At 71.6% G+C, this 25,568-nt stretch carries 22 protein-coding genes; 7 read left to right on the top strand and 15 right to left on the bottom strand.

Annotated features, from left to right (window positions below; genetic code table 11):
- The first annotated feature begins 56 nt into the window (after positions 1-56).
- Positions 57-632: a hypothetical protein gene (locus ABZ374_RS24525; protein WP_360314473.1), complete on the top strand. Its 576-nt coding sequence runs from the start codon at positions 57-59 to the stop codon at positions 630-632.
- A 33-nt stretch (positions 633-665) separates the two neighbouring features.
- Here the strand turns inward: ABZ374_RS24525 and ABZ374_RS24520 are convergent, their stop codons facing one another.
- Positions 666-1,268, bottom strand: a complete 603-nt coding sequence (locus ABZ374_RS24520; RefSeq protein ID WP_360314471.1) for a DUF1707 and DUF4870 domain-containing protein — start codon at positions 1,266-1,268, stop codon at positions 666-668.
- A 217-nt stretch (positions 1,269-1,485) separates the two neighbouring features.
- On the bottom strand, positions 1,486-3,594 hold the full coding sequence (gene glgX / locus ABZ374_RS24515) for a glycogen debranching protein GlgX (RefSeq protein ID WP_360314470.1): 2,109 nt from the start codon (positions 3,592-3,594) through the stop codon (positions 1,486-1,488).
- A gap of 88 nt (positions 3,595-3,682) precedes the next feature.
- Here glgX and ABZ374_RS24510 point away from each other — a divergent pair, with 88 nt between their 5' ends.
- Together ABZ374_RS24510 and ABZ374_RS24505 are read left to right on the top strand one after the other, a co-directional pair.
- Positions 3,683-5,896 carry a beta-propeller domain-containing protein gene (locus ABZ374_RS24510; protein WP_360314468.1) on the top strand — a complete coding sequence of 738 codons (2,214 nt, stop codon included), beginning with the start codon at positions 3,683-3,685 and terminating at the stop codon, positions 5,894-5,896.
- 75 nt (positions 5,897-5,971) lie between these two features.
- Positions 5,972-6,430: a MaoC family dehydratase gene (locus ABZ374_RS24505; RefSeq protein WP_360314466.1), complete on the top strand. Its 459-nt coding sequence runs from the start codon at positions 5,972-5,974 to the stop codon at positions 6,428-6,430.
- A gap of 117 nt (positions 6,431-6,547) precedes the next feature.
- On the opposite strand, the gene ABZ374_RS24500 is transcribed toward ABZ374_RS24505, so the two are convergent.
- The 4 genes from ABZ374_RS24500 to ABZ374_RS24485 all read right to left on the bottom strand — a co-directional run bounded on the left by ABZ374_RS24500 (position 6,548) and on the right by ABZ374_RS24485 (position 9,735).
- A complete protein-coding gene (locus ABZ374_RS24500) occupies positions 6,548-7,720 on the bottom strand; it encodes an NADH:flavin oxidoreductase (RefSeq protein ID WP_360314464.1) in 1,173 nt (390 codons plus the stop codon).
- Positions 7,717-8,382: a helix-turn-helix domain-containing protein gene (locus tag ABZ374_RS24495; protein WP_360314462.1), complete on the bottom strand. Its 666-nt coding sequence runs from the start codon at positions 8,380-8,382 to the stop codon at positions 7,717-7,719. The genes ABZ374_RS24500 and ABZ374_RS24495 overlap by 4 nt, the downstream gene beginning before the upstream one ends.
- Positions 8,383-8,570: 188 nt before the next feature.
- Positions 8,571-9,458 (bottom strand): universal stress protein, encoded by an 888-nt coding sequence (locus ABZ374_RS24490; protein WP_360314460.1) that lies wholly within the window; start codon positions 9,456-9,458, stop codon positions 8,571-8,573.
- Between the two features lie 82 nt (positions 9,459-9,540).
- Positions 9,541-9,735 carry a DUF2304 domain-containing protein gene (locus ABZ374_RS24485; protein WP_126639508.1) on the bottom strand — a complete coding sequence of 65 codons (195 nt, stop codon included), beginning with the start codon at positions 9,733-9,735 and terminating at the stop codon, positions 9,541-9,543.
- Positions 9,736-10,077: 342 nt separating this feature from the next.
- Between ABZ374_RS24485 and ABZ374_RS24480 the strand changes: the two genes are divergently transcribed.
- Positions 10,078-11,319: a cytochrome P450 gene (locus tag ABZ374_RS24480; protein WP_360314458.1), complete on the top strand. Its 1,242-nt coding sequence runs from the start codon at positions 10,078-10,080 to the stop codon at positions 11,317-11,319.
- 61 nt (positions 11,320-11,380) lie between these two features.
- Here the strand turns inward: ABZ374_RS24480 and fxsT are convergent, their stop codons facing one another.
- The 5 genes from fxsT to fxsA form a co-directional block, all read right to left on the bottom strand.
- On the bottom strand, positions 11,381-15,262 hold the full coding sequence (fxsT, locus tag ABZ374_RS24475) for an FxSxx-COOH system tetratricopeptide repeat protein (protein ID WP_360314456.1): 3,882 nt from the start codon (positions 15,260-15,262) through the stop codon (positions 11,381-11,383).
- A gap of 4 nt (positions 15,263-15,266) precedes the next feature.
- Positions 15,267-16,022: a hypothetical protein gene (locus tag ABZ374_RS24470; protein ID WP_360314454.1), complete on the bottom strand. Its 756-nt coding sequence runs from the start codon at positions 16,020-16,022 to the stop codon at positions 15,267-15,269.
- Positions 16,023-16,136: 114 nt separating this feature from the next.
- Positions 16,137-17,510 carry an HEXXH motif domain-containing protein gene (locus ABZ374_RS24465; RefSeq protein ID WP_360314452.1) on the bottom strand — a complete coding sequence of 458 codons (1,374 nt, stop codon included), beginning with the start codon at positions 17,508-17,510 and terminating at the stop codon, positions 16,137-16,139.
- Positions 17,507-18,670 (bottom strand): FxsB family cyclophane-forming radical SAM/SPASM peptide maturase, encoded by a 1,164-nt coding sequence (locus ABZ374_RS24460; RefSeq protein WP_360314450.1) that lies wholly within the window; start codon positions 18,668-18,670, stop codon positions 17,507-17,509. The genes ABZ374_RS24465 and ABZ374_RS24460 overlap by 4 nt, the downstream gene beginning before the upstream one ends.
- Positions 18,671-18,683: 13 nt before the next feature.
- Positions 18,684-18,947: an FxSxx-COOH cyclophane-containing RiPP peptide gene (gene fxsA / locus ABZ374_RS24455; protein WP_360314448.1), complete on the bottom strand. Its 264-nt coding sequence runs from the start codon at positions 18,945-18,947 to the stop codon at positions 18,684-18,686.
- Positions 18,948-19,246: 299 nt separating this feature from the next.
- Between fxsA and ABZ374_RS24450 the strand changes: the two genes are divergently transcribed.
- The 3 genes from ABZ374_RS24450 to ABZ374_RS24440 all read left to right on the top strand — a co-directional run bounded on the left by ABZ374_RS24450 (position 19,247) and on the right by ABZ374_RS24440 (position 22,330).
- On the top strand, positions 19,247-20,290 hold the full coding sequence (locus tag ABZ374_RS24450; protein ID WP_360314446.1) for a toll/interleukin-1 receptor domain-containing protein: 1,044 nt from the start codon (positions 19,247-19,249) through the stop codon (positions 20,288-20,290).
- 107 nt (positions 20,291-20,397) lie between these two features.
- Positions 20,398-21,363, top strand: a complete 966-nt coding sequence (locus tag ABZ374_RS24445; RefSeq protein WP_360314444.1) for a hypothetical protein — start codon at positions 20,398-20,400, stop codon at positions 21,361-21,363.
- A gap of 70 nt (positions 21,364-21,433) precedes the next feature.
- Positions 21,434-22,330, top strand: a complete 897-nt coding sequence (locus ABZ374_RS24440) for a TIR domain-containing protein (protein ID WP_360314442.1) — start codon at positions 21,434-21,436, stop codon at positions 22,328-22,330.
- Between the two features lie 24 nt (positions 22,331-22,354).
- On the opposite strand, the gene ABZ374_RS24435 is transcribed toward ABZ374_RS24440, so the two are convergent.
- From ABZ374_RS24435 to ABZ374_RS24420, 4 genes are all read right to left on the bottom strand, one after another.
- On the bottom strand, positions 22,355-23,023 hold the full coding sequence (locus ABZ374_RS24435) for a hemerythrin domain-containing protein (protein WP_360314440.1): 669 nt from the start codon (positions 23,021-23,023) through the stop codon (positions 22,355-22,357).
- A 196-nt stretch (positions 23,024-23,219) separates the two neighbouring features.
- Positions 23,220-23,897, bottom strand: coding sequence for a uracil-DNA glycosylase (locus ABZ374_RS24430; RefSeq protein ID WP_360314438.1), 678 nt, complete (start codon positions 23,895-23,897; stop codon positions 23,220-23,222).
- A 134-nt stretch (positions 23,898-24,031) separates the two neighbouring features.
- Positions 24,032-24,589 (bottom strand): DoxX family protein, encoded by a 558-nt coding sequence (locus tag ABZ374_RS24425; protein ID WP_360314511.1) that lies wholly within the window; start codon positions 24,587-24,589, stop codon positions 24,032-24,034.
- 85 nt (positions 24,590-24,674) lie between these two features.
- Positions 24,675-25,535: an ABC transporter ATP-binding protein gene (locus tag ABZ374_RS24420; RefSeq protein ID WP_360314436.1), complete on the bottom strand. Its 861-nt coding sequence runs from the start codon at positions 25,533-25,535 to the stop codon at positions 24,675-24,677.
- Positions 25,536-25,568 lie beyond the last annotated feature (33 nt).

Below are 25,568 nucleotides of genomic sequence, written 5' to 3'. Positions count from 1 at the left end.
CACGCCCGACACGCACCGGTTCACCATTGCCGCCCGCGCCTGCTTAGGGTGCTGCCATGGGTAGCGAGCAGCGGGAGGACGTGGCTCTCTCCTTGCACGCGACGGCTCGGGCATTGCGGGTGTATCGGCTGCGCGCCGCCGTGACCACGGTGATCGGTCTGGCCTGCACGGGGACCTGGTTCGCGATTTTGTCCACGGCCGAGGACGGCGGCGACGCCGCCTGGGGCGGCTGGGGCACGGTCCCCCTCGTGGTCGGCCTGGTGGCCCTGGTGATCGGGATCGGCGCGCTGGTCCTGGGCCGCCGGATGCGCCGCACGCTGGCCCGCCATCCGTGGGTGACCTGCTCGTGCCGCTTCCGCGATCCGGCCGACGGCGACGGGGCGTGGGGACCGCCGCTGGTGATCGGCCACCGCGCCGGCGACGGCACGCAGTACGCACTGACCGTGGTGTCCATGTCGCACCGCTGGTGGCACCTGCACAAGTGCGACGGCGGCGACGTCTGGTTCGCGGGTGACCCGGCGCACGGCGGAGTGGTCTCCCCGCCCGGCGGCGAACTCCTGCTCTGGACCCGCCCGAGCCGACTCAGCCGCAGCAGTCGCCCCACCCGTCGCGCCAACCCGGCCGGGGCGTAAGGGCCCTCGCCGAGCCCCCCGCCGGGGACCGACTCATTTGATCGGACGCAGGCTGATCGGGTAGCGCATCACGTCGCCGCCGGCCGCCCGGGCCCCGCCGAGGATGGCGCAGACCGCGATCGACGAGAACATCAGGCCGATCAGCAGGCCGCCGAAGTCGCCGAGCAGGCCCAGGATCGGCGCCAGCACGAACGAGAGCAGGCAGGTGAGCTGGAAGTTCAGCGCCGCCTTGGCGTTGTCCCGGACGAACTCCGAGTCGGCGCCCGCCGTCTTGCGGATCACGTACGGACCGATCACGGGCGCACAGAAACCGCTCCAGTGCGCCGCCGCGCCCCAGCCCCGCTCCCGCCCCGGACGCAGCCGCTCGTACTTCGCGACGGGCCGATCCAACCACCACGGCGGCGGCATCGGTGGTCCGGGCATCACGCGGTGCATCGGCATCGGCGGCGGCCCCGTCATCGGCATCAGCAGATCGTCGAGCAGCGCCTCCAGGTCCGCCCGGGTGCGCCCGGCCAGCGCCGCGGCCACCCGCTCCTCGAACTCGTCGGCGTTCAACCTGCCTTCGCCGTAGGCAAACTTCAGGTGTTCGATCGTACGTTCGCGATCCGCGTCGCCGACCCGCATATGCGCGGGCATACCGTACCAATGGGGTGGATGAGGACCGGAGTTCGGGTGCATGCGCGGCTCCTCTCGCTGTGCACACGGCTTCGTACAGCATGCGCCGTCGAGGCACCGTGGTCCATCAGGGATAACCCTTGGCCCAACCCCTAGACAACCGCCGCAGGGATGAGTGTGCCCCGCCCCGGAACAACGGCACTCGTGGTCGACGGCCGCTCCGACACCGGGCGGAGCCTCAGAACAGCCGGCGCAGCAGCCGCAACGAGTGCGCCTCCAGGAGTACGGAAGTGCCCGCCTTGGCCGCGGGTCGGTCCCGATCGAGCAGCACCATCGCGCTGTCCAGCACCGTTGCCCACGCCGCGCCGTACTCGGCGGGCGGCAGGGTGAAGTCCAGGTCCCCCTCGTGCGCGTTGATCAGCAGGAAGAACGAATCGTCCCGGATCGGTTCGCCGCGCGGGCCGGGTTCGCCGATCGCGTCGCCGTCGAAGAAGACCGAGATCGCCTTGTTGAATCCGGCCTGCCAGTCCGCCTCGGTCATCGGCCGCCCGCCGGGCCCGAACCACACGATGTCGGCCGGCCTGACCTCGTCCACCGACGCCCCGCGCGGGAAGCGCCGGCGGCGAAACACCGGATGCTCGCGGCGCAGCCGGATCAACAGTTGCACCCATTCCAGGAACACCCAGTGCTCCCGGCCGCGTTCCCAGTCGACCCAGGAGACCTCGTTGTCCTGGCAGTACGCGTTGTTGTTGCCGCGCTGGGTGCGGGCGATCTCGTCCCCGTACAGCAACATCGGCACCCCCTGGGACAACAGCAGCGTCGCGACCAGATTGCGCTTGGTCTTCTCGCGCAGCGCGAGGATCTCGATGTCGGTGCTCTCGCCCTCCACGCCGCAGTTCCAGGACCGGTTGTGCTCCTCCCCGTCCCGGCCGTCCTCACCGTTGGCCTCGTTGTGCTTGTGCTCGTAGGAGACCAGGTCGTGCAGCGTGAAGCCGTCGTGCGCGGTGACGAAGTTGACCGACGCGGTCGGCCGCCGGCCGTCGTGGCGATACATGTCGCCGGATCCGGTGAGCCGGGCGGCGAAGTCCGGGAGCACGCCCGGCACACCGCGCCACAGGTCGCGCACGGTGTCCCGGTACCGGCCGTTCCACTCCGTCCACAGCGGCGGGAAGTTGCCCACCTGGTAGCCCTGGTCGCCGACGTCCCACGGCTCGGCGATCAGCTTGACCCGGCTGACCACCGGGTCCTGCTGGACCAGGTCGAAGAACGCGGAGAGCTTGTCCACCTCGTAGAACTGCCGGGCCAGCGCCGCCGCGAGGTCGAAGCGGAAGCCGTCGACGTGCATCTCGGTGACCCAGTAGCGCAGCGAGTCCATGATCATCTGGAGCACGTGCGGGTGCGACATGCGCAGCGAGTTGCCGGTGCCGGTGGTGTCCCAGTAGTGGCGCGGATCCTGTTCGGAGAGCCGGTAGTAGGCGCCGTTGTCGATTCCGCGCAGGGAAAGCGTCGGACCCAGGTGGTTGCCCTCCGCGGTGTGGTTGTAGACCACGTCCAGGATCACCTCGATACCGGCCTGGTGCAGGCACTTCACCAGGTAGCGGAACTCCTGCACCTGCTGCCCCAGCGAGCCGGTCGAGGAGTAGGCGGCGTGCGGCGCGAAGAAGCCGATCGTGTTGTAGCCCCAGTGGTTGGCCAACCCCCGGGCGACCAGGTGGCCGTCGTCGACGAACTGGTGCACCGGCATCAGCTCGACCGCGGTGACCCCCAGCGAGCGGAAGTGATCGATCATCGCCGGGTGGGCCAGGCCCGCGTAGGTACCGCGGATCTCCGCCGGGATGTCCGGATGGCGCATCGTCGACCCGCGCACGTGCGCCTCGTAGATCACCGTGTCGTGGTACTCGTGCCCGGGCCGGTGGTCGTCGCCCCAGTCGAAGTACGGGTTGACCACCACCGAAGTCGTGGTGTGCGGCGCCGAGTCGCTCTCGTCCATCCGCTCCGGGTCGCCGAAGGTGTACCCGAACACCGGTTGGCCCCAGCGGATATCGCCGTCGAAGGCTTTGCCGTACGGGTCCAGGAGCAGCTTGTTCGCATTGCAGCGCAGACCCCGGCCGGGGTCCCACGGGCCGTGCACGCGGTAGCCGTAGCGCCGCCCGGGTTGCAGTCCGGGCAGGTAGCCGTGCCAGATGCCGCCGTCCACCTCGCGTAGCGGCACCCGTTCCTCGGCGCGGTCGTCGTCGATCAGGCACAGGTCGACGGCGTCGGCGACGTCGCTGTACAGGGCGAAGTTGACGCCCGTTCCGTCGTAGGAGGCACCCAGCGGAAACGGGTGTCCGGGCCACGGTTTCATCGAGGTTCCCCCTTCACGACCGCGATCGGCCGAGGGCAAACCTGCCCCGTTCCGGGTCCGGGAACCGTGCCGGAGTGTGCTGCGTCGGATGGCCATGCGAATCCACGACCGTTCCACGCGCGGGGCCGCGGCCCTGCCGATATTCGTGCTGACGGCGGGACTCGTCGTCAGCGGTTGCACCTCCTCCGGCGGCGACTCGAAGCCGGATCCGGTCCGCACGGCCGCCGCGTCCGACGAGACGATGCGGCTCACCGCGTTCGACTCGTGCGGCGCACTGGTCGACGACTTCCGGGCGGCGGCGCTGCGCACCCTGGCCGACCGGAAGTCCCCCGACACCACGAAGTCCGACGGGATTCCGCCCGGGGCGATGGCGGACGCCGGCGAGGCACCGGCCGCCGCACCCAGGGCGGCGGCCCCTCCGGGGCTGGCCGAGGACAAGGCGGCGCCCACCGCGCCGGAGCACTCGACCACCAACACCCAGGAGCGGGGCGTCGACGAGCCCGACCTGGTCAAGACCGACGGGCGTCGGGTGCTGACCGTGGCCGACGGCCGGCTGAGCGTGGTGGACGCCGCGACCCACCGGGTCTCCGGCACGCTGGAGGTGCCGGGCGCGCGGGCGAGCGATCTGCTGCTGTTCGGCGATCGGGCCCTGCTGATCCTGGACGGCTCCTCGAACCTGCCCAAGAGCAAGGGGGGTTCGGGCAAGATGGCGCCGATCCCGGTCGATCCGGGCGGTTCCTCACGTCTGCTCCCGGACAGCCGGGCCCGCTTCGTACTGGTGGATCTGACCGCCGCGCCCCGGGTGATCGGCGACCTGTCGGTGGACGGCAGCTACACGGACGGGCGGCAGATCGGCAGTACCGCGCGGATCGTGGTGCGCTCGCGGCCTCGCCTGTCCCTGTCCTCGGCCACGTCACCGGGCAAGGCCAAGGACCTGGTCCAGCGCTCGACCGCCGCGGACTGGCTGCCGCAGTTCACCCTGGCCGCGAACGGCCGGACCGATTCCGGCAATCTGGTCGGCTGCGACCGGGTCAGCCGGCCGCAGGCCAAGCCCGGCGAACCCGGGCACACCGGCACCGCGACGCTGAGCGTGTTGTCCTTCGACCTGACCCGCGACCTGGACAAGGGCGATCCGGTGACGGTCGCCGCCGACGTGGACAACGTGTACGCCTCGGAGTCCAACCTCTACCTGGCGACCACCGTCATGCGGCGCACCGTGTCCAAGGACGCGAAGGTGATCGGCGGCGGACCACCGAACACGACGACCACGATCAACCAGCTCGACATCTCCGGCAAGGGCACGCCGAAGCTGGTCGGCACCGGCGCGGTCTCGGGGGCGATGGTCAACGAGTACGCGATGTCCGAGCACGCGGGCAACCTGCGCGTGGCCACCACGCTCCAGCCCGGCGACCCGACGATTCCCGGGACCGTGCCCGGCGGCCTCCCCCGCAACGAGACGACCCGCGGCAGCGCCCCGGGCAGCGCCGCGTCGGGACAGGCCGTCCCGGACACCGCGCCGCGCGGCGCGATCGCCCCGAGCGATCCCACCGAGGCCACCCCCGGCCCGCCGCGGGACGTGTCGCCGCCGATCGCACCGCGCACCGGCACCGAGTCGGTGGTCACCGTGCTGGCCCGCAGCGGCGACCGGCTGACCCCGATCGGCCGGGTGGGCGGCCTGGGCCGGACCGAACGCATCATGGCCGTGCGCTTCGTCGGCCCGCTCGCCTACGTGGTGACCTTCCGGCAGACCGACCCGCTGTACACGCTCGACCTGGGCGACCCGCGCAACCCCAGGACGGTCGGCGAGCTCAAGATCAACGGCTACTCGGCCTACCTGCACCCGATCGCCGACGGCCGGCTGATCGGCGTCGGCCAGGACGCCACCGACGGCGGCCGGCGTCTGGGCACCCAGGTGTCGTTGTTCGACGTGAGCACCCTGGCCGATCCGACCCGGATCGCGCAGTACGCGCTGCCGGGCGCGAACTCGCAGGCCGAGCAGAACGCGCACGCGTTCCTGTACTGGGCCAAGGACGGCACCGTGGTGGTGCCGGTGAACGACTCCTACCGCGCGGCGCAGCCGCAGATCGCCCCGGGTGAGAAGTACCCGAGCGCCGGCGCGTACGCACTGGTGTTGCGGATCCGGGGCTCTTCGATCGTCGAGGTGGGTCGGGTCACCCACCCGGGCGCGAACATCCAGCGCTCGCTGGTGATCGGGACCGACCTGTGGACCGTCTCGGCGGCGGGCATCTCGGTGGACCGGCTCGCCGACGTGCGTCAGGTGGCCTGGATCCCGACCGCCTGATCGTCTCGGGCGGGCCGGTCTGGTATACCCGGGAGAGCTGATCTGACAGACCATCAGAAACGATCGGGAGCGCACATGGCGGCCACCGTCTTCACCGACCTCCAGCAGATCAAGGACTCGGTGGGCAAGCACCTCGGCCACAGCGAGTGGCTGGAGATCACCCAGGAGCGGATCAACCTGTTCGCCGACGCGACCGGCGACCACCAGTGGATCCACGTGGACGTGGAGAAGGCGAAGGAGGGCCCGTTCGGCGCGCCGATCGCCCACGGTTACCTGACCATGGCGCTGTCCAACCTGTTCCTGCCGCAGATCGTCGAGGTGCGCAACATCTCGATGGGGGTGAACTACGGCGTGGACAAGGTGCGCTTCCCGGCGCCGGTCCCGGTCGGCTCCCGGGTGCGCGGCGGCGCGGAGATCGTGGCGGTCGCCGACATCGCCGGCGGCATCCAGGTGACCACCCGGATCACCGTCGAGATCGCCGACTCGGCCAAGCCGGCCTGTGTGATCGACGCGATCAGCCGCTACCTGGTCTGAGCGCGGACGACCGGCCGTCCACCGCCCACGACGCCGGGCGGGCCGTACTCGGCCCGCCCGGCGTCGTGGGCGCCTGTTCCGAACATCCGGCTCCCGGGCCCGGGCGGGCGACCGGGTCTACGCGTCCGGCTCGATCACGACGCAGCGGGTGCGGCTGTAGATGGTCGGCATGCACTTGTTGCAGTGGATGCACAACGACTCGGTCTCGGCTTCGGCCGCGATCCGGTTGATCAGGTCGGGCTCGCGCAGCACCGCGCGGCCCATCGCGACGAATTCGAAGCCCTCGGTCATCGCGAGGTCCATCGTGCTCCGGTTGGTGATGCCGCCCAGCAGGATCAGCGGGAGCTTGAGTTCGGCCCGGAACCGCCGGGCGGAGGCGAGCAGGTAGGCCTCCTCGTACGGGTACGAGCGCAGGATATGCTTGCCGATCAGCTTGACGCCCAGCCGCTGCGGCTGCGGGAAGGTCGCGGCGAACTCCGGCACCGGGGCATCGCCGCGGAAGAGATACATCGGGTTGAGCAGCGAGCTGCCCGCGGTCAGCTCCAGCGCGTCCAGCGAGCCGTCCTCCTCCAGCCATCGAGCGGTCCGGATGCTCTCGTCGAGCTGGATGCCGCCCGGGACGCCGTCCTCCATGTTGAGCTTGGCGGTCACCGCGATCCGGTCGCCCACCGCGTCCCGCACCGCCCGACACACACCGCGGGCGACCTTGGCCCGGTTGGCGAGCGAGCCGCCGTAGGCGTCCTTGCGGCGGTTGAGCTTGGGGCTGAGGAAGGCGCTGGCGAAGTAGTTGTGGCCGAGGTGGATCTCCACCGCGTCGAAGCCGGACTCGATCGCGAGCAGCGCGGCGTCGGCGTGCGCGCGGGTGATCCGGTCGATGTCCGCCTCGGTCGCGGCCTGCGTGACGCGCATGGAGAGCGGATTGAACATGCGTCCGGCGGACAGCGCGGGCCGGCGATTGGACTTGGCGTTGGCCACCGGACCGGCGTGGCCGAGCTGCGCCGAGACCGCCGCGCCCTCCGCGTGCACCGCATCGGTGAGCCGGCGAAGTCCGGGTACCGCCTCGGGGCGCATCCAGATCTGGTGCCGGTCGGTGCGGCCCTCGGGGGCGACCGCGCAGTACGCCACGGTGGTCATCCCGATGCCGCCCGCGGCCGGACGCCGGTGGTATTCGATCAGGTCGTCGGTGACCAGCGCGTCCGGGGTGGCCCCCTCGAACGTCGCGGCCTTGATGATCCGGTTGCGCAGCGTCAGCGGGCCGAGCGTGGCGGGGGCGAAGACGTCGGGTATCACGAGGCACCTCGTTCTGTGCGGGCGGTCGGGGACGGGCCGGGCAGGGACGGGCCGGGTGCGGACGCGTCGGCCGGCGGGCCGGCCGGCCGGGGGGCGTCGAGGCCGGCGGTGACGAACCCGACGACGGCCGCGGCGGCGGGGGGCGGTACGAACGCGTCCGCCACGGGTTGGCCGTAGAGCTGGAGCAACAGGTCGAAGGCGAGCCGCCAACGGTCGGCGATCTCCCGGGCGCTCAGGTCCGGGCGCGCCGAGGCCAACAGCGCGCGCCACGGTCCGTGCCGAAACCACGGGTCGTCCCACGGCAGTTCGTGCCCGGAGAGCACGGTACGGGCGAGCAGTTGCAGCAACATCGGCCCGTTGGGTTCGCGGGCCAGCCGGTCGAACGGCTCGACGATGATCGTGACCACCTCGCCGACCGTGGGCGTCCACCCCGCCGCCCGGGCCCGCTCCAGGTCGGCCAGCGGCCCGGCCCACAGCGGCCCCAGACGCTGTTGCAGCAGCGCCACGACCAGGTCCCGTTTGGAGCCGAAGTGGTAGTGCACGGCGGCCGGATTCATCCCGGCGGCGGCGTTCACCGCCCGGACGGAGACCCGGTCGTAACCCTGGGCGAGGAAGAGCCGTTCGGCCTCGTCGAGCAGTCGAGCCCGCGATTGTGCTGTCACGGCAGGCACCAAACCACGAAGCGCCGGCATTTTCAATCACTGATTGAAGCACTGATCGAAACGGGATCGAAGCGCCGCGTGCGGCGCCGATCACCGTGCCGTTCACGGCGCCGAGCGCAGCGCCGTTCGAACGGGGGCGCACGGCCCGCCGCGCCGAACGTCTCCCGACGCGCACGGCGCCGGGCACCTCAGTCCAGCGGGACCACCAGGACCGGGCAGTGCGCGTGCTCGATCGCGGCGGTCGCGACGTGGCCGACCCAGTGCCGCAGCGGGCCGCGGCGGTGTCGCACGCCGACCACCGCCAGCGCGCTGCCCGCCGACGCCTCCACGAGCGCGCCGGCCGCGTCCGCCATCACCGAGTCCGTGCGCACCTCGACGTCGGGAAACCGCGCCCGCGCCGGAGCCAGCGCACCCTCCAGCGCGGTCGCGTGCACCTGCGCGACCGCGCGCATGTCCGCCTCGCCGGGCCCGGCCAGTCCCGCGTAGCCGGGCCAACTCCACGCGTGCACCGCCCGCACCGGCAGACCCCGCTCGCGGGCCGCCTCGAACGCGGCCCGCACCGCCCGGTCGTCGCCGTCGCCCTGCACCCCGAGCAGCACGTCCGCCCCGGCCGGCCCGAGCGCCGGCGTCCCGTGCTCGCCGCGCACGATCAGCAGCGGGCACGTCGTGCGCGCGGCCAGGAACCGCGAGACCGAGCCCAGGAGCAGGCCGACGAACCCGCCGCGCCCGCGCGACCCGGCGACCAGCAACAGCGCGCCCTCGGCCGCCGCGAGCAGCGCGTCCCCGGGCAGGCCGTAGCCGACCCGGGCCTGCACGACCAGGTCCGGATGGCGCCGCAGCGCCGCCGCACCGGCGTCGCGGACCAGCGCCTCGGCCGCCCGGCGGGTGTCCTCGTCGGGTTCCACCGTCTCGAAGCCGGGCGTGCCCATCGGCATCCGGATCGCGTGCAGGATGCGCAGCGGTGCGCCGCGCCGCGCCGCCGCCTCGGCGGCGTGGGCCACCGCCCGATCGCCGTGTTCCGAGCCGTCCGTGCCCACCACCACCGGCGGTGTGTCCGGCTCGCCCGTGTTCGCCATGCTGCTCTCCCCTACCGGTGTCCCAACGGCGAAGACCGGCCCGGCGGACCTGCCGCCGGGCCGGTTCGGGTGACCGCCGCGCTCAGAAGTTCAGATTGCTCAGCAGGTTCGCGACGCTCTTCCCGCTGCTGTGGATGCTCGGCGCGATCGAGGTACTGGCGAGGTAGAACCCGAGCAGCGCGCACACGATCGCGTGCGGGATTCGCATGCCGCCCTTGCGGATGAAGATGAACACGATGACGCCCAGCAGAACGACGGTGGAAATGGACAAGGCCATGGGGGTGACTCCTCGGGAGGCGCGCTGGGGAGCGCAGGGGACGGAACGACCGCGCCGATTTCGGGACAGCGCGAAGAGAGCCTGATGCCGGTGGGACGGCGGAGCGTGGGTGTTTGTACCTGTGTCACCGGCACAAAAACTAACAGAAAGTATCTATAAAGTAGCAAAATGTCATGATTCCGCTCATCGAGTCGCACACCGTCACGGCGTGTCTCGGCGTGTCGGCGCGCCACCGGCCCGAATTCGCCCGCAGCCGGCCGTCGATCGCCCTTCCCGACCCACCCGAGCCGTGGAATTCTGGCCGCGCCCGCGCCCCGCCAGCACCCTGCCGGAAGGTCCGCCGTGCCCGAAACGATCGACAGTGCCGCCCCGGACGCCACCACGTTCGACGTCTACAGTCCCGACAGCTACGCGGCGGGCATCCCGCACGCGACGTTCGCCCGCATGCGCCGCACCGCTCCCGTCTACCGCCACGCCGACCCGGAACGGCCGGACGGCTTCTGGGCCGTCACCCGCCATGCCGACGTGATCCGGGTGTCCCGCAACCCGGAGATCTTCTCCTCACGCGAGCGGCTGTCGCTGCTCGTCGAACCCGAGGAGGACGTGCTCGCCACCCAGCGGCTGATGATGCTCAACATGGACCCGCCGGAGCATTCGCGGCTGCGCAACATCGTCAACAAGGGCTTCACCCCGCGCACCACGCTGACCCTGGAGGACAAGGTCCGCGAGGCGTGCGAACGGATCGTGGCGAAGGCGGTCGACCAGGGCGAGGGCGACTTCGTGGCGATGTGCGCGGCCGAGTTGCCACTGGTGGTCATCGCCGACCTGATGGGCGTGCCGCAGGTCGACCGACACCGGCTGTTCGAGTGGTCGAACAAGCTGGTCGGCGACGCGGACCCGGACCTGCGCCCGGAGGAGGGCGAGGCGGAGCAGGTGCAGATGGAGATGTTCGGCTACGCGGACGCGCTCGGCGCGGCCCGGCGCGAGTGTCCCGTGGACGACATCGTGTCCAAGCTGGTCTGCCCCGACCGCGACGGGCAGGAGTTGACCGCGCTCGAGTTCGACCTGTTCTTCATGCTGTTGGCGGTGGCCGGCAACGAGACCACCCGCAACGCGATCTCCGGCGGCATGCTCGCGCTGATCGAACACCCCGAACAGTGGGAGCGACTGCGCGCCGACCCGGCCGGGCTGGCCGGCACCGCGGCCGACGAGATCGTGCGCTGGGTCAGCCCGGTCAACGCCTTCAAGCGCACCGCGGTCCGGGACACCGAGCTGAGCGGCCGGCCGATCGCCGCCGGCGACAAGGTGGTCGTCTACTACGCCTCCGCCAACCACGACGAGGAGGTGTTCGTGGACCCCTATCGGCTCGACATCGGGCGCGACCCCAACCCGATGCTCGGCTTCGGCGGCGGTGGCCCGCACTTCTGCCTCGGCCGGCACCTGGCCAAGCTCGAACTGGAGATCATCTTCCGCACCCTGGCCGAACAGGTGGCGCGGGTCGAACCGCTGGGCCCGGCCCGGCGGATGCGGTCCAACTTCCTGAACGGCATCAAGGACATGCCGGTCCGGATGCACCGGGCCTGAACCGACCGCGGCCGGCCCGAGGAACGCTCGGGCCGGCCGCGGCACACTCGGGTGCCCGCCGTCAGGTGGCCGGCACCTCGATGTCGGTTTCCAGGCGGCGGCGCGCCCGCAGCCCCTGGGTGATCGGATGCTCGTCGCCCAGCTTGCGCCGACACGCCCGCTCGGTGCGGGTGAACCATTCGCGGGACTCGTCCCGGCGACCGATGTCGCCCAGGCTCTGCACCCGGTTGCAGGCCGCGACCAGGGTGTGCGGGTGGTCCGCGCCGAGCAGCGCCTCGTACCGGTCGTAGGTCACCCGGTCCAGGTCGGCACACTCGTTGGCCTGGCCCGCCTTGTACAGGTTGTTCGCGTGGTTGAGCGCCGCCGCCAGGGTGTACGGGTGATCCTCGCCCAGCAGTTCGCGCAGACCCTCCAGGCCGCGCAGCCCCAGCGCCATCGCCTCCTCGTCCCGACCGGCCGCCCGCAGGTAGATCGACAGGTTGCTCGCACATCCGTAGGTGAACGGGTGCTGGGCGCCGAACTGCTCGCGGTATCCCTGATATGCCTCCTGGGCGAGGTCGAGCGCCGCCTCGTCGTTGCCCATCGCGTGGTTGTCGGCGGCGAGGTTGACCGTGCAGGCCAGCAGCACGGGATGGGTGGGACCGAGGTAGGCCCGGTACTTGTCCAGGGTGTCGCTGTCCAGCGAACGGGCGTAACGGGCGTCCCCCGTCTGCCGGATCGTCACCGCCAGGCTCTTGGCGGTACGCAGCGCGTCCCGGGTGCGGCCCAGCGCCTCCTCGCGCGCCAACGTCTGCTGGAGCACCGCCCGCGAGCCCGCGTAGTCACCCAGCTCGCGCAGGTCGTGGCCGACCTCGTTGGCCAGGAAGCAGGTCCTGGGGTGGTCTTCGCCCTGCATCCGCCGGCGTCGGTCGAACGCCTCCTGGTGCACCTCGCGCGCCTCCTCCAGCCGGCCCATCAGGCGCAGCGAGACACCGAGGTTGTTGGCCGCGAGCAGGGTGTCGTTGGCGTCCTCGCCGAAGACCTCGCTGAAGCGCGTGTAGTTGTCCCGGTCGGATTCGAGCGCGGTGTGGAAGCGGCCGAGCGAGCGCAGGTCGCCGCCGTAGCCGCGCCCGGTGATCAAGGTGTGCGGGTGGTCCGGGCCCAGCGATTCGCGCTGTGCCTCCAACGTCGCCCGGTCCAGGTCGTAGGCCTTGCGGTACCTGCCCTGGGAGCGGTAGACGTTCGCCAGTTGGGTGCACATCCGCAGGGTCAGCGCGTCGTGCCGGTGGAACCGGGCCCGCCAGCGCTCCAGCGCGATCTCGGCGATGTACTGGCCGAACTCCCAGTCGTTGAAGCGCCAGGCGAAACGCACCTGTTCGACGATCCAGCGGCGCACCGACTCCGAGTCGCTCTCCAGCGCACGGGAGGGCACCAGGTGCTTGTAGAGCTCTTCGTACGTCTCCTGGTTGGCCGGGTCGTCCACGTCGCCGGGGGCGTTGGAGGCCAGGATCTCCAGCACCCGGGCACGCCGGGCGGCGTTCTCCTCGGGCGGCATCTGGTCGCGCAGCACGGCCTGGACCAGCCGGTGCACCTGGATGGTGTCCTCGCCGCGATCCACCCGGGCCAGCGCGTACCGGCCGAGCTGCTGGAAGATCCGGGACAACAGGAGCGTGTCGCCCAGGGAGCTGTCCACCCGCACCAGTTCCTGGAGCACCTCGCGCGAGCGCAGCAGCCGCATCGAGATCGAGTCGGGCGACAGGTACGCGCACAGTTCCAGCAGTCGCACCGCGGCCGGCTGCCGCTCCTTGAGCTCGTCGAGCGAGACGGTCCAGGTCGCGGCTGCGGTGGTCGGGTAGTCCGGCGGCTGGCCCTCGTCCAGGATCGCGCTGACGCGCGTGTTGACCCGCTCCAGGTATTCCTCGACCTGCATCGCCGACTCGGCGAGCCAGGCACCGGCCTGCTCGACCGCCAGCGGCAGATCACCCAGCGCGGTGGCCACCTTCTGCGCGTCCGCCTCGGTCAGCGAGGGCACCCGGCGCTGGAGCAGCGCGACGCTCTCGTCGCGGCGGAACACCGGGACCTCCAGCGGACGCGCGCTGCGCGCCCACAGGTCGTTGCGCGAGGTGACCAGCACGTGGCCGTTGACGCTGCCCTGGGGCATCAGGTGGGCCACCGACGCGGGTTCGTCCGCGTTGTCGTAGATCACCAGCCAGCGGTCGTAGGGCTCGCCCTGCTGCAGGGTCTGCAGCACCGAGGCCGCCGCGTCCGAGACGTTCTCGCCCGTCGGCAGGTCGAGCCGGTCGCCGAGCCGGGCGAGTTGGGCGGCGACACCCTGCGCCTGCTCCGCCGACACCCACCAGATGACGTCGTAGTCGGCGGCGAAGCGGTGCGCGTATTCGAGCGCGACCTGGGTCTTGCCGACGCCGCCGAGGCCGTGCAGGGCCTGGGGCAGCACGGCGGTGGCGCCCTTGGCGAGTTGGTCGCGCAGCCGCTCCAGGATGTCGTCGCGTCCGGTGAACGCCGGGTGGCGCGGCAGCAGTTGGGAGACCCTGGGCTTGGTCCCGGGGAACCTGGGACCGTCCGCGGGCGGGGTCGTGGTGGGCGTGCGGCCGAACGCGGTCAGGAGCACCGTGCGGCACTGCTCCTCGGACAGCGCGGTCAAGGTGACCGTTTCGCCCACCCCCGGGTCGCTGTCGATCAGGTCGTCCACCCGCAGGGTCACCACGCTCGCCTGGTCGACCGCGGCGAGTCGGCGCAGCGTGGTGCGCATCGCGGTCCAGGATCGGCTGGGCAGCGAGTGGGAGGAGGAGACGACCACGACGCTGTCGACGTTCTGCAGGTCCTCCAGCGAGGTGTCGCAACCGCCGGTGCCGACCACCTGGGCGCCCGAGGCGGTCAGTTGGGCCCGCACCCAGTCCACCCACATGCGGTCGCGGGCGCTGTAGAGGATGCGCATCGTGACCGGGGCGGTGTAGCGGATGCGCTCGAAGCGGCGCAGCTCGCGTCGACGGTCCACCTCGTCGATCGGGTCCAGCCGGGAGATCGCGCCGTCGGTGAGCACGCCGGTCAGCCGCTCGTACGCGCTGAGCAGGCTGCCCTCCTGGAGCGGGCGGTCGCCGAGCGTGGCGAGCGTCTCCTCGTAGGCGTAGAACGCCTTGTACGGGACCTCGACTTCGCCCCAGTACTTGGTGCGCTCGGCCTCGGTGCGGTCCGCGAGGAACTCGGCGAAGCGCTCGCGGGCGTGATCGCGGCCGGCTTCGAGCTTGTCCTTCTCGTCGTCCTCCACGCGCATCGGCACGGGCAGGATGCGCAGCGGACGGTCGGCCTGGCGGGCGATCGAACGGGCCACGTTGACGCCGCCGTCGATGGCCTGTTCGTTGAGCGTGAAGCCGTCCACCACGATGTCCGGCAGCAGTGTGGTGCAGATGCCGGCGATGTCGTTGAGGCCGGTGCGGCTGTCGATCAGCGCGTAGTCGTAGGAGGCGCGCATGTCCTCGCGCAGCGCGTCCAGGAAGCCGATGCCGTGCGGGCTCTCGCAGAAGTCGGCCCAGTTGAAGCCGGCCAGCGTGGCCGCGTACTCGTGGTTCTGTCGGCCCGGGCCGAGGAAGCGGATCAGGCCGCCGTCGGCGAAGTCCCGGTCGACCTTGACCGCGCAGCCGTCCACCCGGCTCTCCGCGTCCCGGCTCGCCTCGATCATCGCGTCCGTGCTGGCCGGGGAGCCGACCACCTTGGCGAACGCGCGGATCATGTCGAGCACGCCGCGCGTGTCCTCCAGCCGCTTGTCGATCAGGTACGGGTGGAAGTAGCGGTGCAGGCCCGGCGATTCGAGGTCCCAGTCCACGACGAGCACGCGCTTGCCCCGGGAGGCCAGGATCCAGGCGACGTTGGCCAGGGCCATCGTGCGTCCGGTGCCGCCCTTGTACGAGTAGAACGTGACGACGGTGCCCGGTGGGTTGTCGCTCATCGTTTCAGTGCTCCTCAACATCGCCACCGGGTCCCCACAGCAACGGGCGGCGGGGATTGTGTCGGGCCGTGATCCAGCGGGGTCGGGTGGGCAGGTCCGGGCCGGTGCGCGCGTGCATGGGCAGGACCCGGGCAGCGGTGACGACCGGCGCGGAGCCCGCGTACGGCATGCGGGCGGGGGTGGGGAGGCTCGGCGCGGTGCGGGCACCGAGGAGTTCGCGCGCCTCGGCCGGCGGCAGCGGGCGCAGCGGGACGCGGTTGACCTCGACCACCACGCGGGCCAGTTCGGCGATCAGCCGTCGGTAGTCGGCGGAGTGGCCCTCCAGGCGCATCAGGTCGAACAGGCCCTGGCGGGCGTAGATCGGGCCGAAGTCGCCGTCGGCGCCCACATCCGGGGTGGGCTGCTCGCCGGGGCGGGCGTCGGTGGCGCGCCAGCGCACGGTGACCATCGCGTCGAGTTGTTCGCCGGTACGCACGCGGTGGCCGCGTACGCGTTCGGCCATCACCGCCCATTCGCGCATGGCGTCCGGATCGGCGAGGTAGTCGGGCGAGGCCAGCACCACCGCGGCGGGGACCGAGCAGGCGGCGTACGTTTCGGGCGGATCGCCCGCGTCGTGATCCGCGCACGGCGACAGCAGGCCCCGTGCGCCGTCCCGGCCCGGCACTCGGGCGGATACGGCTTGTTCGAGATCGGCGTGGAAGCGTTCGACGTAGACACGCTCATCGCCGCACGACCGACTCGTGAAGAAGACTGGTGTCATCTCGACCCCTGCTGTCGGTGCTTCGTTTCGACGCGCGCGGGATTGCCCTCCCCGTCCGTCACTCGTTGTTCCCAGGCTACCCGAGTCCATCACTCGAAGTTACTCCTCGTGACATCAGGTAATCTCATGTTCTCTCTCGTTTCGTAGCGTTTTGCCCATCCCCACCACCCGCCCTCCCGGGTCCGCCCCGGCCCGGGCAGCGTTTCGCTCCGCCCAGGTGCGCCGGCCCGATCGCACCCGTTCGGCGGCGCGGCGCGCCGCCCGGACGGGCACCTCCTCGCCCCACCAGGGCTCGACGGTGTCCGCCATGCCGGCCACGACCCGCTCGCCGTCCGGCGTCAGTTCGCCGCACGCGCGCAGTGTCGCGATCGCCTCCGCGACGTGCGCCCGATGCACGGCGAACTCGGCCTGCGCCCGATCCTGCTCCTCCCCGTCGGTCGTCTGCCGTCGGATCCGCCAGAAGTCCGCGATCCCCAGGTGCGCGTAGGCACCCTGGAGGAGTGCGCCCACCGGTCGGGGGTCCAACCGCCAGGGCGCCCGATACCGAAGCATCGAGCGTTCCGAGAGATTCGTGATGTCCTGTACCGCGCCGAGCTTGTTGTGCTGGAACTCGTGGATCAGCGTCACGGCCAGCGTGATCGGTCCCATCGCCGGCGTCAACGCGATGCTTCCGAACGCGTATCGAGACGACGAGCTGAGGCTGGCCCCCGGTTCCGCGAGCACCGGGACCAGCGTGGACAGCGCCTGGCCCAGGCCGGCCGCGTGGGCCCGGTGGGCGACCGCCAGTCGGCTCCACGCCTTCCCGAAGTTCCTTTGCAGCAACGATACTTGGTGCTCGGTCAAGCGGGCCGTCGGCTCCCAGCCGTGCACGTCGCGATAGGGGTCCACGTCCTCTATCGCCACGGTGGCGGACAGGCCGGCGGCCGTCGCGGAACATACCCGATTCGCCTCGCGTCGCGCGAGCGGACCGGCGCCGCGCCAGTGCCGCCCGATCGGCGCGGTCCGACCCGAGTCCTCGGCCGGCCGCACCCGGCCCAGGGTGGGCAGGTAGACCCAGCCGTCGACCGCGCGAAGCCGGATCCGCTCCCCCGCCTCGTGCTCGGGGTCGGCGCGCAGCGCGGCGGCGGTGGCGATCGAGCCGAGGTGGTCGAGCAGTCGATCCGCGTCGGGTGCCGCCGGGCCGGTCTCGGGTCGACGCAGCCACCACAGGCAACGCATCGCCCACGCGCCGGTGTACGGATGCATCAGCACCGTCCGGGCCGCCCGCGGGTCGGTGCGCTGGATCTGGGCGAGCAGGTCCAGCGCGTCGACCAGGTGCGCGGTACGGGTGCTCGGCAGGCGCTCGCGGGCGGTGGCGACCACCGCGTAGACTTGGAGCAGCCGGCGGCTCTCCTGGGCCCGGACCAGTGCGGCCACGGCCTCGGATCCGCCGTAGCCCGCGGCGAGTTCGGCGAAGACGGCGGCGTCGAGGCGATGGGTGCGGATCATCGCCGACGCTCCGGGCCGACCAGTGCCCGCAGATCGGCGTGCACCCGGGTCCTCACGTGGTCGATCAGTGCCCGCAGGTCGGCGCAGTACACCGAGGGATTGTCGAATCCGTTCGCCGGGTGGTAGCGATGCGCCCGCAGGCCGCCGCCGCAGGTGCGCAGCACGGGGCAGCGCCGGCAGGTCGGGCTCGGCTCGGCGGGTTCGCCGGCATCGGCGCCGAGGCCGCCGAACCCGCTCGCGGCGAGCACGGTCGCCGGGTCGTGCCGGAAGACGTCGAACCCGGTGGCCGCCGCCCCGTCGTAGGCCGCCTTGAGCGCGTCCTGCCGCTCGAAGGTGCCGTCCGTCTCGATCACCACCGAGCCGGCCGGGCTCAGTCCGAGCGTCTCGCTGCGCACGGCCCGACCCAGGGTCAGATCGACCAGGTCCTCCAGGAGGCGTACCCGGGTCTCCCGCACGGGTGCGCCGTACCAGCGGTCGAAGACGGCGATCAGCCAGTCCGCGTGCGCGGTTTCGCCGGTCCTCGCGCCCGGCGGCGGATACTCCCACGTGGCGTGCGGCAACAGCAGGTCGATCATCGGCGGTGCGTGCGCGAGCAGTTCCTCGTAGGTGGCGACGGGATCGTTCGCCAGGTCGATCGTGGCGAGCAGCCCGCCGTACAGGGGCCGATAGCGGGGCCGGCGCAACAGTTCGATGCCGCGCACCGTCGCCGCGTGACTGCCGCCTCCGTCCGGCCCGCGCCGGTGCCGGTCGTGGGCGACCTCGTCGCCGTCGAGCGAGACGCCGACCCGGATCCGGTGCGCGAGCAACACCTCCGCGCAACGCTCGTCCAGGAGCACCCCGTTGGTCTGCAGCGTGAAGCGCGGCTCGGCCACACCCGCCAGCGCGGCCCGCAGGTCGGTGGCGATGGCGTCGAGGCGGGCGGGGCCCACGAGCAGCGGCTCGCCGCCGTGCAGCACGATGTCCAGGGTCCGCAGGCCGGCCTGTTCGGCGTGCGCGCGCAGCCATCGCCCCAGCGCGGTCACCGTCTCGTCGGCGATCAGCCGCGGGCGGTTCCGCCAGCCCTGGTCCCGGAGTTCGTACACATAGCAGTAATCGCACGCCAGGTTGCAGCGTGCCGCTGTCTTGACGACGAATTGCCGAAACGGTAGCGCCTCGTTCATCGGCCCTCCCACGTCAGTTCCGAGTGCCGGGACTCCCATCGGACCGGGATTCCTCGACACCGTCGTCGGCCTCGGCCGGCACCCAGATCCGGGCGAAGGCGGGTTCGACCGCGCTGTCGAAGGCGGCGACCACCGCCTCCGAGGGCTCTTCGGACTCGCGGATCAACCGGCGCAGCGCGGAGCCGAGCACGGAGTCCGGCAGGTCGTCCAGATCGTCGAGACAGAGCCCGTCGAGGTCCGGCAGGGCCGACTCCACGTCACCGCGCTCCCCTTGCATCCGCAGGTCCCCCGTTCTCCCGCGTCGCCCGGACGTTCGGGTCCGCGTCGGACGACCGGCGTGTGCCGCTCGCGCGTGCCGTCCGAGTGAAACCCGTACATTCGAGTGCGGAACGTATCGCCACGATTACACAAGCCTTCCTATACTAGCCGGGCCGGGTCGGCCTGCGCGATGCTCTGTGTGGGCAGAGTCGTACACACGAACGGCCGGCACGGGGGCGGCAGTTGCCAGACCCGCCGTTTCGGCGTGTGGGTGTCGCTCCGCCGTCCTTGTACGGTGCTCGATCCGGGGGTCGCTTGGTGGACTACGACTTCTTCACGAGTCACGTCGCCGACCGCGATCCCAAGTGGGCGGCCCGCTTCCACGACGACATCGAGGCGGAACTGCGGCGCGGGGGCGATCCGGTGCGGGCGGCGATCCGGCTGCAACCCACCTTCGGGCCGATCCAGATCCCGGACGGCGATCCGCCCGCGCGGGCCCGCGCGATGGTCGCGCTGTGCTCGGACGACTACTTCGAGGATCTGGACTGCGGGCGCGATTGGGCGGTGTTCACCGACCGGTTGCGTCGACACGAGTCGATCGTGGGCGTGTCGCCGCCGAATCTGATCGCGGTGCCCTGGACCACGATGGAACAACCGATCCCGGCCGCCCTGGGCGCGATCGAGTGGGCCGCCGGGATCGCCGGGCCGAGCGTGTTCGACATGCTGCGGCTGGGCGGCATCCGCGATCTGGGCTACGTACGCGCGGTGCGCACGGTCGCCGATCGGGTGGCCGCGGCGCTGCACCATCGGCTCGCGCCGCTGAGCGCGGGCGAGGCGGCCGAGGTCGAGCCGTTGTTCGGCAGCAACGAGGGCGGCCCCCGCACGCTGCCCGAGGCGCCGCGCCGGCTGCCCATCCTGGAACCGGTCCCACCGGCCCGCACCGACCTGGTGATCAGCTACGTGGGCAACGACCTCGCCTGGGCGGACTGGGTCAGCGAGGTGCTCACCTTCGAGGACTACCGGGTCTCGCTGAGCCGCTGGGACTGGAGCGCGGGGGTGAGCTTCGGCAAGGCGATGGCCCAGGCTCGCGGGTTGGGCGAACACGTGCTCGCGCTGTTCTCCGAGCACTACTTCGAGGCCAGGCGACTGGCCATGGACGAATGGGAGGAGGCCCTGGGCGACGGGGACTCCGGGGGCCGGTTGTTGCCGATCGTGGTCGGCCACACCCAGGTGCCGTCGATGTTCCGCGGCGTCCGGCCGGTCGACCTGACCGAGGCGGACGCGGCCGACCAGCGCGACCTGCTCGTCGACGCGGTGCACCGGTTCGCGCCGTTGCCCGCGCGGAATCCGGGGTTCGCCTGACCGTGTCGGATCCGATACCACCACCGCCGCCGCGCCCACGCAGGCCGCCCGGACCGCCCAGGATGCCGCCTCCGCTCTCGGCGCGCTCGCCCGCGGAGGATCCGCCGGTGTGGCACGTGCCGGGCGCCAGGGGGCGCTTCTACGGGCGGGACGGCACGCTTGCCGATGTGCGCGCGCTGGTTCAGGTCGAGCACCGGGTCGTGCTGCGCCCGCAGGACGACCTGCCCGGCCTGGGCACCACCCACCTGGCCCGCGAATACGCCTACCGGCACCGGCATCTGTACGACACGGTGTGGTGGTTCGACTGCGCGGCCCGGCCCACCGAGCGGGGCGTCGCCTTCCTGCACCGCATGCTCGAACAACTGGCCGAACTCGGCCGGCGGGTCGACCAGGAGGTCGGCCCGCAGCACGAACTGCGGTCCCGCGAGGGCTGGTTGCTGATCTTCGACGAGGTCGATCGACCGGGCCTGGTCGGCGAGATGATTCCGACCGGCCCCGGCCACGTGCTGATCACCAGCACCGATCCGCTCGCCCGTCACCTGGGCAGCACGGTCGCCCTGCCGCCGCTGGACCGGGTTTCGTCGGTGCTGATGCTCCTCGACGCGCACCGCGAATTCGAACTGGAGATGGTCACGGCCGAGGCGATCGCCGCGTTCGTGGGCGACCGGCCCTCGGCGATCGCCCGAATCGCCGACCTCTTCGCGTCCGGTCTGGTGACCCCCGACGTCACGCTCGAACTGCTGCGCTTCGGGAACATGGCCAAGCTGTCCCGGGCCATCCCGCAGAACCAGGTCGTCTACCTCGCCGACCTGTTCCTGGCCGTACGCGGATTGCGGGCGCCGGACACCTGGTCGATCTGGCTGGACCTGTCCGAGGACTACCTCGAACACCAGTTGTTGCACCGGCACATGACCGACGCTCGATCGATGTTGCTGCACATGATCCGGACCCTGGTCAACGGCCCCGACCCGATCCACTCGTTGCAGTGTCTGTGCCGCGCGCTGCACGACGTGCTGCCCACCGCCCAGGGCGTCGAGGAGGTGTGCCGGGCGATCGACAACCTGCCCGGCTGAACGGGTGGTTCCGCTTCGGTATCGGATGAAGGGGCCGATTCCGGCCGGCCGGTGCGCGATGCTGGTACGCATGGCGAACGACGGGGAGCACGGGGGCGACACGGTGCGCTATTTCATCAGCCACGCCGGTTCGGACACCGCCTGGGCGGAGTGGGTCGCCGACCGACTCCTCCAGGCCGGCCTGGAGGTCGAACTCGACGCGTGGGACTGGGCGACGGGCGAGAACCTGACCACCAAGGTCAGCCGCGCGCTGGACGGCGCGGGGCACATGATCGCGCTGTTCTCGCCCGCCTACTTCGTACCGGAACGCTGGACAACGGTCGAGTGGACCGCGATGTCGGACGCCCTGCGCGGCGGCGACCGGCGACTGATCCCGCTCGTGGTGCACGAGTTGAACCGCGACGAAATCCCATCCGTGCTAAGGCCGTTGCTGCGCAAGACGCTCTACGGCAAGTCCGAGGAGGACGCGCACGCCGAGCTGATGGCGGCCGTCCGCGGACCGTCCCGGCCCACCGATCCGCCGGCGTTCCCGGGTCCGCGCGCGGGCGGGACCGACCCGGCCGCGCCCGCACCCGAGCCCGCACCCGAGGCCGAGCCGCCGACCGCGCTGCCGGTCCCGCCCGTACTGCGCCGCACCATCACACCCGGGCGCACCCGGGAGTTGACCGACGCGATCCTGGCGGTGCCCCGGATCGCCCGGACCGACCTGTGGAACCTGTGGCTGGATCTGGCCGAGGGCTATTTCGAACGGCCCCTGCCGCGCGAGCAGATCGCCGCGCCGCGGATCATGCTGCTGCGCCTGATCCACGACCTGTCCACGCTCACCGAGCCGGAGCCGGCCCGCGCCCTGGACGCACTGGTGCGCGCGCTGGGCGACGTGCAGCCGACCGGGGCGGAGATCGATCGGGTGCGGGCGCTGCTGGCCGAGTTGACCACCCCGACCGACGCGGCCGACCGGATGTCCTGAGCCGGGCCGCGCGCCGAGCCGGCGTCAACTCCCGTACGCGGCCCGCCGACGCCGCTCGTAGGCGCGCCGCCACCCGGCCCGCCACAACAACGCGGTGCCGGGCGGAATCCAGCGCAACACCCGCCGTCGTTCGGCCTCGGTGGCATGGTGCAGGTGGAAGGCGACCAACGCGGGCAGGTCGCGGCCCCACACCCGCACGGTGCGACTTGGCATGCGCCCGTCCGACGTGCCGCGCACGTGCCGGCGCATCAGCGGGAACAGCTGGTGCTCCTCGGCCAGACTGTGCCGGGCCACCAGGTCGTACAACCGCCCGATCGCGGGCGAACGATCGCGCAGCGGCACATTCCGGTCGGCCGCGCGAAGCATCGCGTCCTCCAGGGCCGAGTGCTCCACCTGGAACGCGGTCACGGTGCGGGCGGCACGCGGCGAACCGGCGCGCACCCACGGATACAGGACGGTGTGTTCCTCGCGATGATGCGCGCGCAAAAAGCGCAGCACCAGCGCGAGATGCTCCTCGACCGCGCGCACGCGCAGGATGTCGACCGGGTCGAGGTGTCGGGTCACCTCGGTCAGTCGGGCCAGTTCCTCGCGCAGACCTCGATGCGCGACATAGCCGGGAGTGAGGTCGAGCGTGCGGGTGGGTGCGGTGGGCGCGGGGGTGGGACTTACGGGTGGAACGGTGGTCGTCGACACGGGGGCCGCCTCGGGGGCATGGAAAGAGGGAGCCTCATACCGTAAGGGCAGGCGTCCTTGATTCCGCATCGATGCAAGGAGATTTCCGGCCATTCCCGATCGACGCCGGTTTCCGGTCCGATACCGGCCGAGCCGATACCGAACCGGAACGCCGGTTGTCGTTTTTCTTGCGTGCGCGCCGAGCGTCGCGGCTCCGTTACTTCTTGAGGTTGGGGATCGTCCAGTCGATCGCCTTGTGCCCCATGGCCGCCAGCGCGGCGTCTATCTGCGAGAACGGCTTGCTGCCGTGGAAGAGCTTCGCGGACAGCGGCGAGGGGTGCGCGCCCTGCACGATGGTGTGCTTGGCGGTGTCGATCAGCGCCGCCTTCTTCTTCGCGTGGCCGCCCCACAACACGAAGACCACCGGCTCGTCCCGGTCGCTCACCGCCTTGATCACCGCGTCGGTGAACTTCTCCCAGCCCCGGCCCTTGTGCGACGCGGCCTCGTGCGCACGCACGGTGAGCACGGTGTTCATCAGCAGCACACCCTGCTGCGCCCACGGCATCAGATAGCCGTTGTCGGGGATGGGCAGACCGATGTCCGCGTTCATCTCCTTGTAGATGTTGCGCAGCGACGGCGGGATCCTGACCTCGGGCCGCACCGAGAAGCACATGCCGTGCGCCTGGTTGTCGTCGTGGTACGGGTCCTGCCCGACGATGAACACCCGGACGTCGTCGTACGGCGTCGCCTCCAGGGCCGCGAACACCTCGTCGTCCGGCGGGAAGATCTGGTGTTCCTTGCGTTCCGCGTCCACGTACGCGGTCAGCTCGGCGTAGTAGGGCTTCGCCAACTCCTCCGCGAGCACGGGCTGCCAGGACTCGGGCAACGTCTGCACAGCAAGAACCTCCACACGAGGGCGCAACGCCCATGGATCAACGTGGGATCCAACGTAGTCGCTCGCCCGGACACCTCGGTCCGCACCGAGCGGATCGGTGCGGACCGAGGTGGGGCCGAAGCGGTACGCCGAGCCTACGCGTCCGGCTTCTCGTCCGGCTTCGGGTCCGGCTTGTAGCAGAGCTTCATCAGCAGCGCGGCGTTCGCGACGCCGACGCCGGCCGCGAACAGCGCCGGGCGCAGGCCCGACTTGCGGCGACCGATCAGCGCGTCCACCGAATACTTGCCGTTGCCGAGCGCGGCGAGCGCGACGGCGGCGCCGCCGACCACGGCGGTGTACTCCCAGCCGCCCTTGAAGACGAAGAAGCCCTTGCCCTTGTGGTCGGTCGCCGCCGCGACGCTCATCAGGCCCACCGTCGCCGCCGCGGGCAGCGGGTTGGCCACGCCGAGCGCGATGCCGACGCCGGCCGCCATCTCGGTGCCGGCCGCCAGGCGCGCGTGCACGTCGGCGGGCTTGAGGCCGAGCGACTCGAACCAGCCGGTGGTGCCCGCGAGGCCGCCGGGGCCGGCGACCTTGTTGTAACCGTGCGCGAAGAGCATCGGACCGAGCGTCGCGCGCAGTACGAGCGCCGCCACATCGCGGCCTTCGGCCGCCGCCGCGGCCTTCTTCTTGCCGAACATTGCCCACCTCATCAACTGACGCATCGTCACATTTCTGTGGGCAACCTACCCGAACACCCGGCTCGGGCAAGGACCGGGCGGCCCGCGACCGGCGCTTTCAGGACCCCGACGAGCCGATCCCGGCCCGGTCGGCACGATCGGCGCCCACGAGCGAGGCACCGTCGACACCCGCCCGCGCACCGGCTCCGAGCATCCTGGGCACCACCACCGGGGTGTCGTCCCCCGGCGCCCGGAGGATGTCCGCGTCCACGTCGTACAGCGCCCGCACCAGCTCCGCGTCCACAACCTCCTTCGGCGGCCCGGACGCGATCACCTCGCCCGCCCGCATCGCGACCAGGACATCCGCGTAGCGAGCCGCCGACGCCAGGTCGTGCAGCACCATCACCACCGTGCGCCCACCGGCGGCGACCCGCCGGACCAGGCCCAGCACCTCGACCGCGTGCCCGAGGTCCAGCGCCGAGGTCGGCTCGTCGAGCAGCAGCACCGGCGCCTCCTGGGCGATCACCATCGCGACCCAGCAGCGCTGCCGTTGCCCGCCGGAGAGTCGATCCAGACGCCGATCGGCCAGGTCCAGCACACCGGTCGCGGTCAACGCGTCCCGGCAGACCCGCTCGTCCGCGCGCGACCACTGGCGGAACAACCCCTGGTGCGGATGCCGGCCGTAGCGGACCAGCCCGGCCGCGGTGACCGCCTCCGGCGCGGTCGGATTCTGCGGCAACAGCCCTACCCGGTGCGCGGCCTGACGCGGCTTCAGTCGCCAGATGTCGTCGCCGCCGACGCTGACCCGACCCGAGTCCGGCTTGTGCAGGCGCGCGATCGAGCGCAACAAGGTGGACTTGCCGCACCCGTTGGGCCCGACGATCGCGACCACGCTGCCGGCGGCCACGGACAGGTCCACGCCGGAGACGGCACGATGCCCCGGATATCCGGCGTGCAGATCTTCCACGAGCAGTTCCATGGGCGGACCCTCCCGGCCGTACACAGCGACAGC

The sequence above is a fragment of the Embleya sp. NPDC005971 genome (assembly GCF_040629175.1).
Classification (GTDB): Bacteria; Actinomycetota; Actinomycetes; order Streptomycetales; family Streptomycetaceae; genus Embleya.
Note: the sequence above shows the minus strand (reverse complement) of the source record. Positions and strands in the feature narration are given on the sequence as shown.

Bases quoted from the DNA above. Each gene is read 5' to 3' on its own strand.
- ABZ374_RS24440 (WP_360314442.1), top strand. From the start codon at position 21,434: ATGGCGAACGACGGGGAGCACGGGGGCGACACGGTGCGCTATTTCATC.
- ABZ374_RS24470 (WP_360314454.1), bottom strand. From the start codon at position 16,022: ATGACACCAGTCTTCTTCACGAGTCGGTCGTGCGGCGATGAGCGTGTC.
- ABZ374_RS24505 (WP_360314466.1), top strand. From the start codon at position 5,972: ATGGCGGCCACCGTCTTCACCGACCTCCAGCAGATCAAGGACTCGGTG.
- ABZ374_RS24490 (WP_360314460.1), bottom strand. From the start codon at position 9,458: ATGGCGAACACGGGCGAGCCGGACACACCGCCGGTGGTGGTGGGCACG.
- fxsA (WP_360314448.1), bottom strand. From the start codon at position 18,947: ATGCAAGGGGAGCGCGGTGACGTGGAGTCGGCCCTGCCGGACCTCGAC.
- ABZ374_RS24420 (WP_360314436.1), bottom strand. From the start codon at position 25,535: ATGGAACTGCTCGTGGAAGATCTGCACGCCGGATATCCGGGGCATCGT.
- ABZ374_RS24425 (WP_360314511.1), bottom strand. From the start codon at position 24,589: ATGAGGTGGGCAATGTTCGGCAAGAAGAAGGCCGCGGCGGCGGCCGAA.
- ABZ374_RS24525 (WP_360314473.1), top strand. From the start codon at position 57: ATGGGTAGCGAGCAGCGGGAGGACGTGGCTCTCTCCTTGCACGCGACG.
- ABZ374_RS24460 (WP_360314450.1), bottom strand. From the start codon at position 18,670: ATGAACGAGGCGCTACCGTTTCGGCAATTCGTCGTCAAGACAGCGGCA.
- ABZ374_RS24510 (WP_360314468.1), top strand. From the start codon at position 3,683: ATGGCCATGCGAATCCACGACCGTTCCACGCGCGGGGCCGCGGCCCTG.
- ABZ374_RS24465 (WP_360314452.1), bottom strand. From the start codon at position 17,510: ATGATCCGCACCCATCGCCTCGACGCCGCCGTCTTCGCCGAACTCGCC.
- fxsT (WP_360314456.1), bottom strand. From the start codon at position 15,262: ATGAGCGACAACCCACCGGGCACCGTCGTCACGTTCTACTCGTACAAG.
- ABZ374_RS24520 (WP_360314471.1), bottom strand. From the start codon at position 1,268: ATGCCCGCGCATATGCGGGTCGGCGACGCGGATCGCGAACGTACGATC.
- glgX (WP_360314470.1), bottom strand. From the start codon at position 3,594: ATGAAACCGTGGCCCGGACACCCGTTTCCGCTGGGTGCCTCCTACGAC.
- ABZ374_RS24485 (WP_126639508.1), bottom strand. From the start codon at position 9,735: ATGGCCTTGTCCATTTCCACCGTCGTTCTGCTGGGCGTCATCGTGTTC.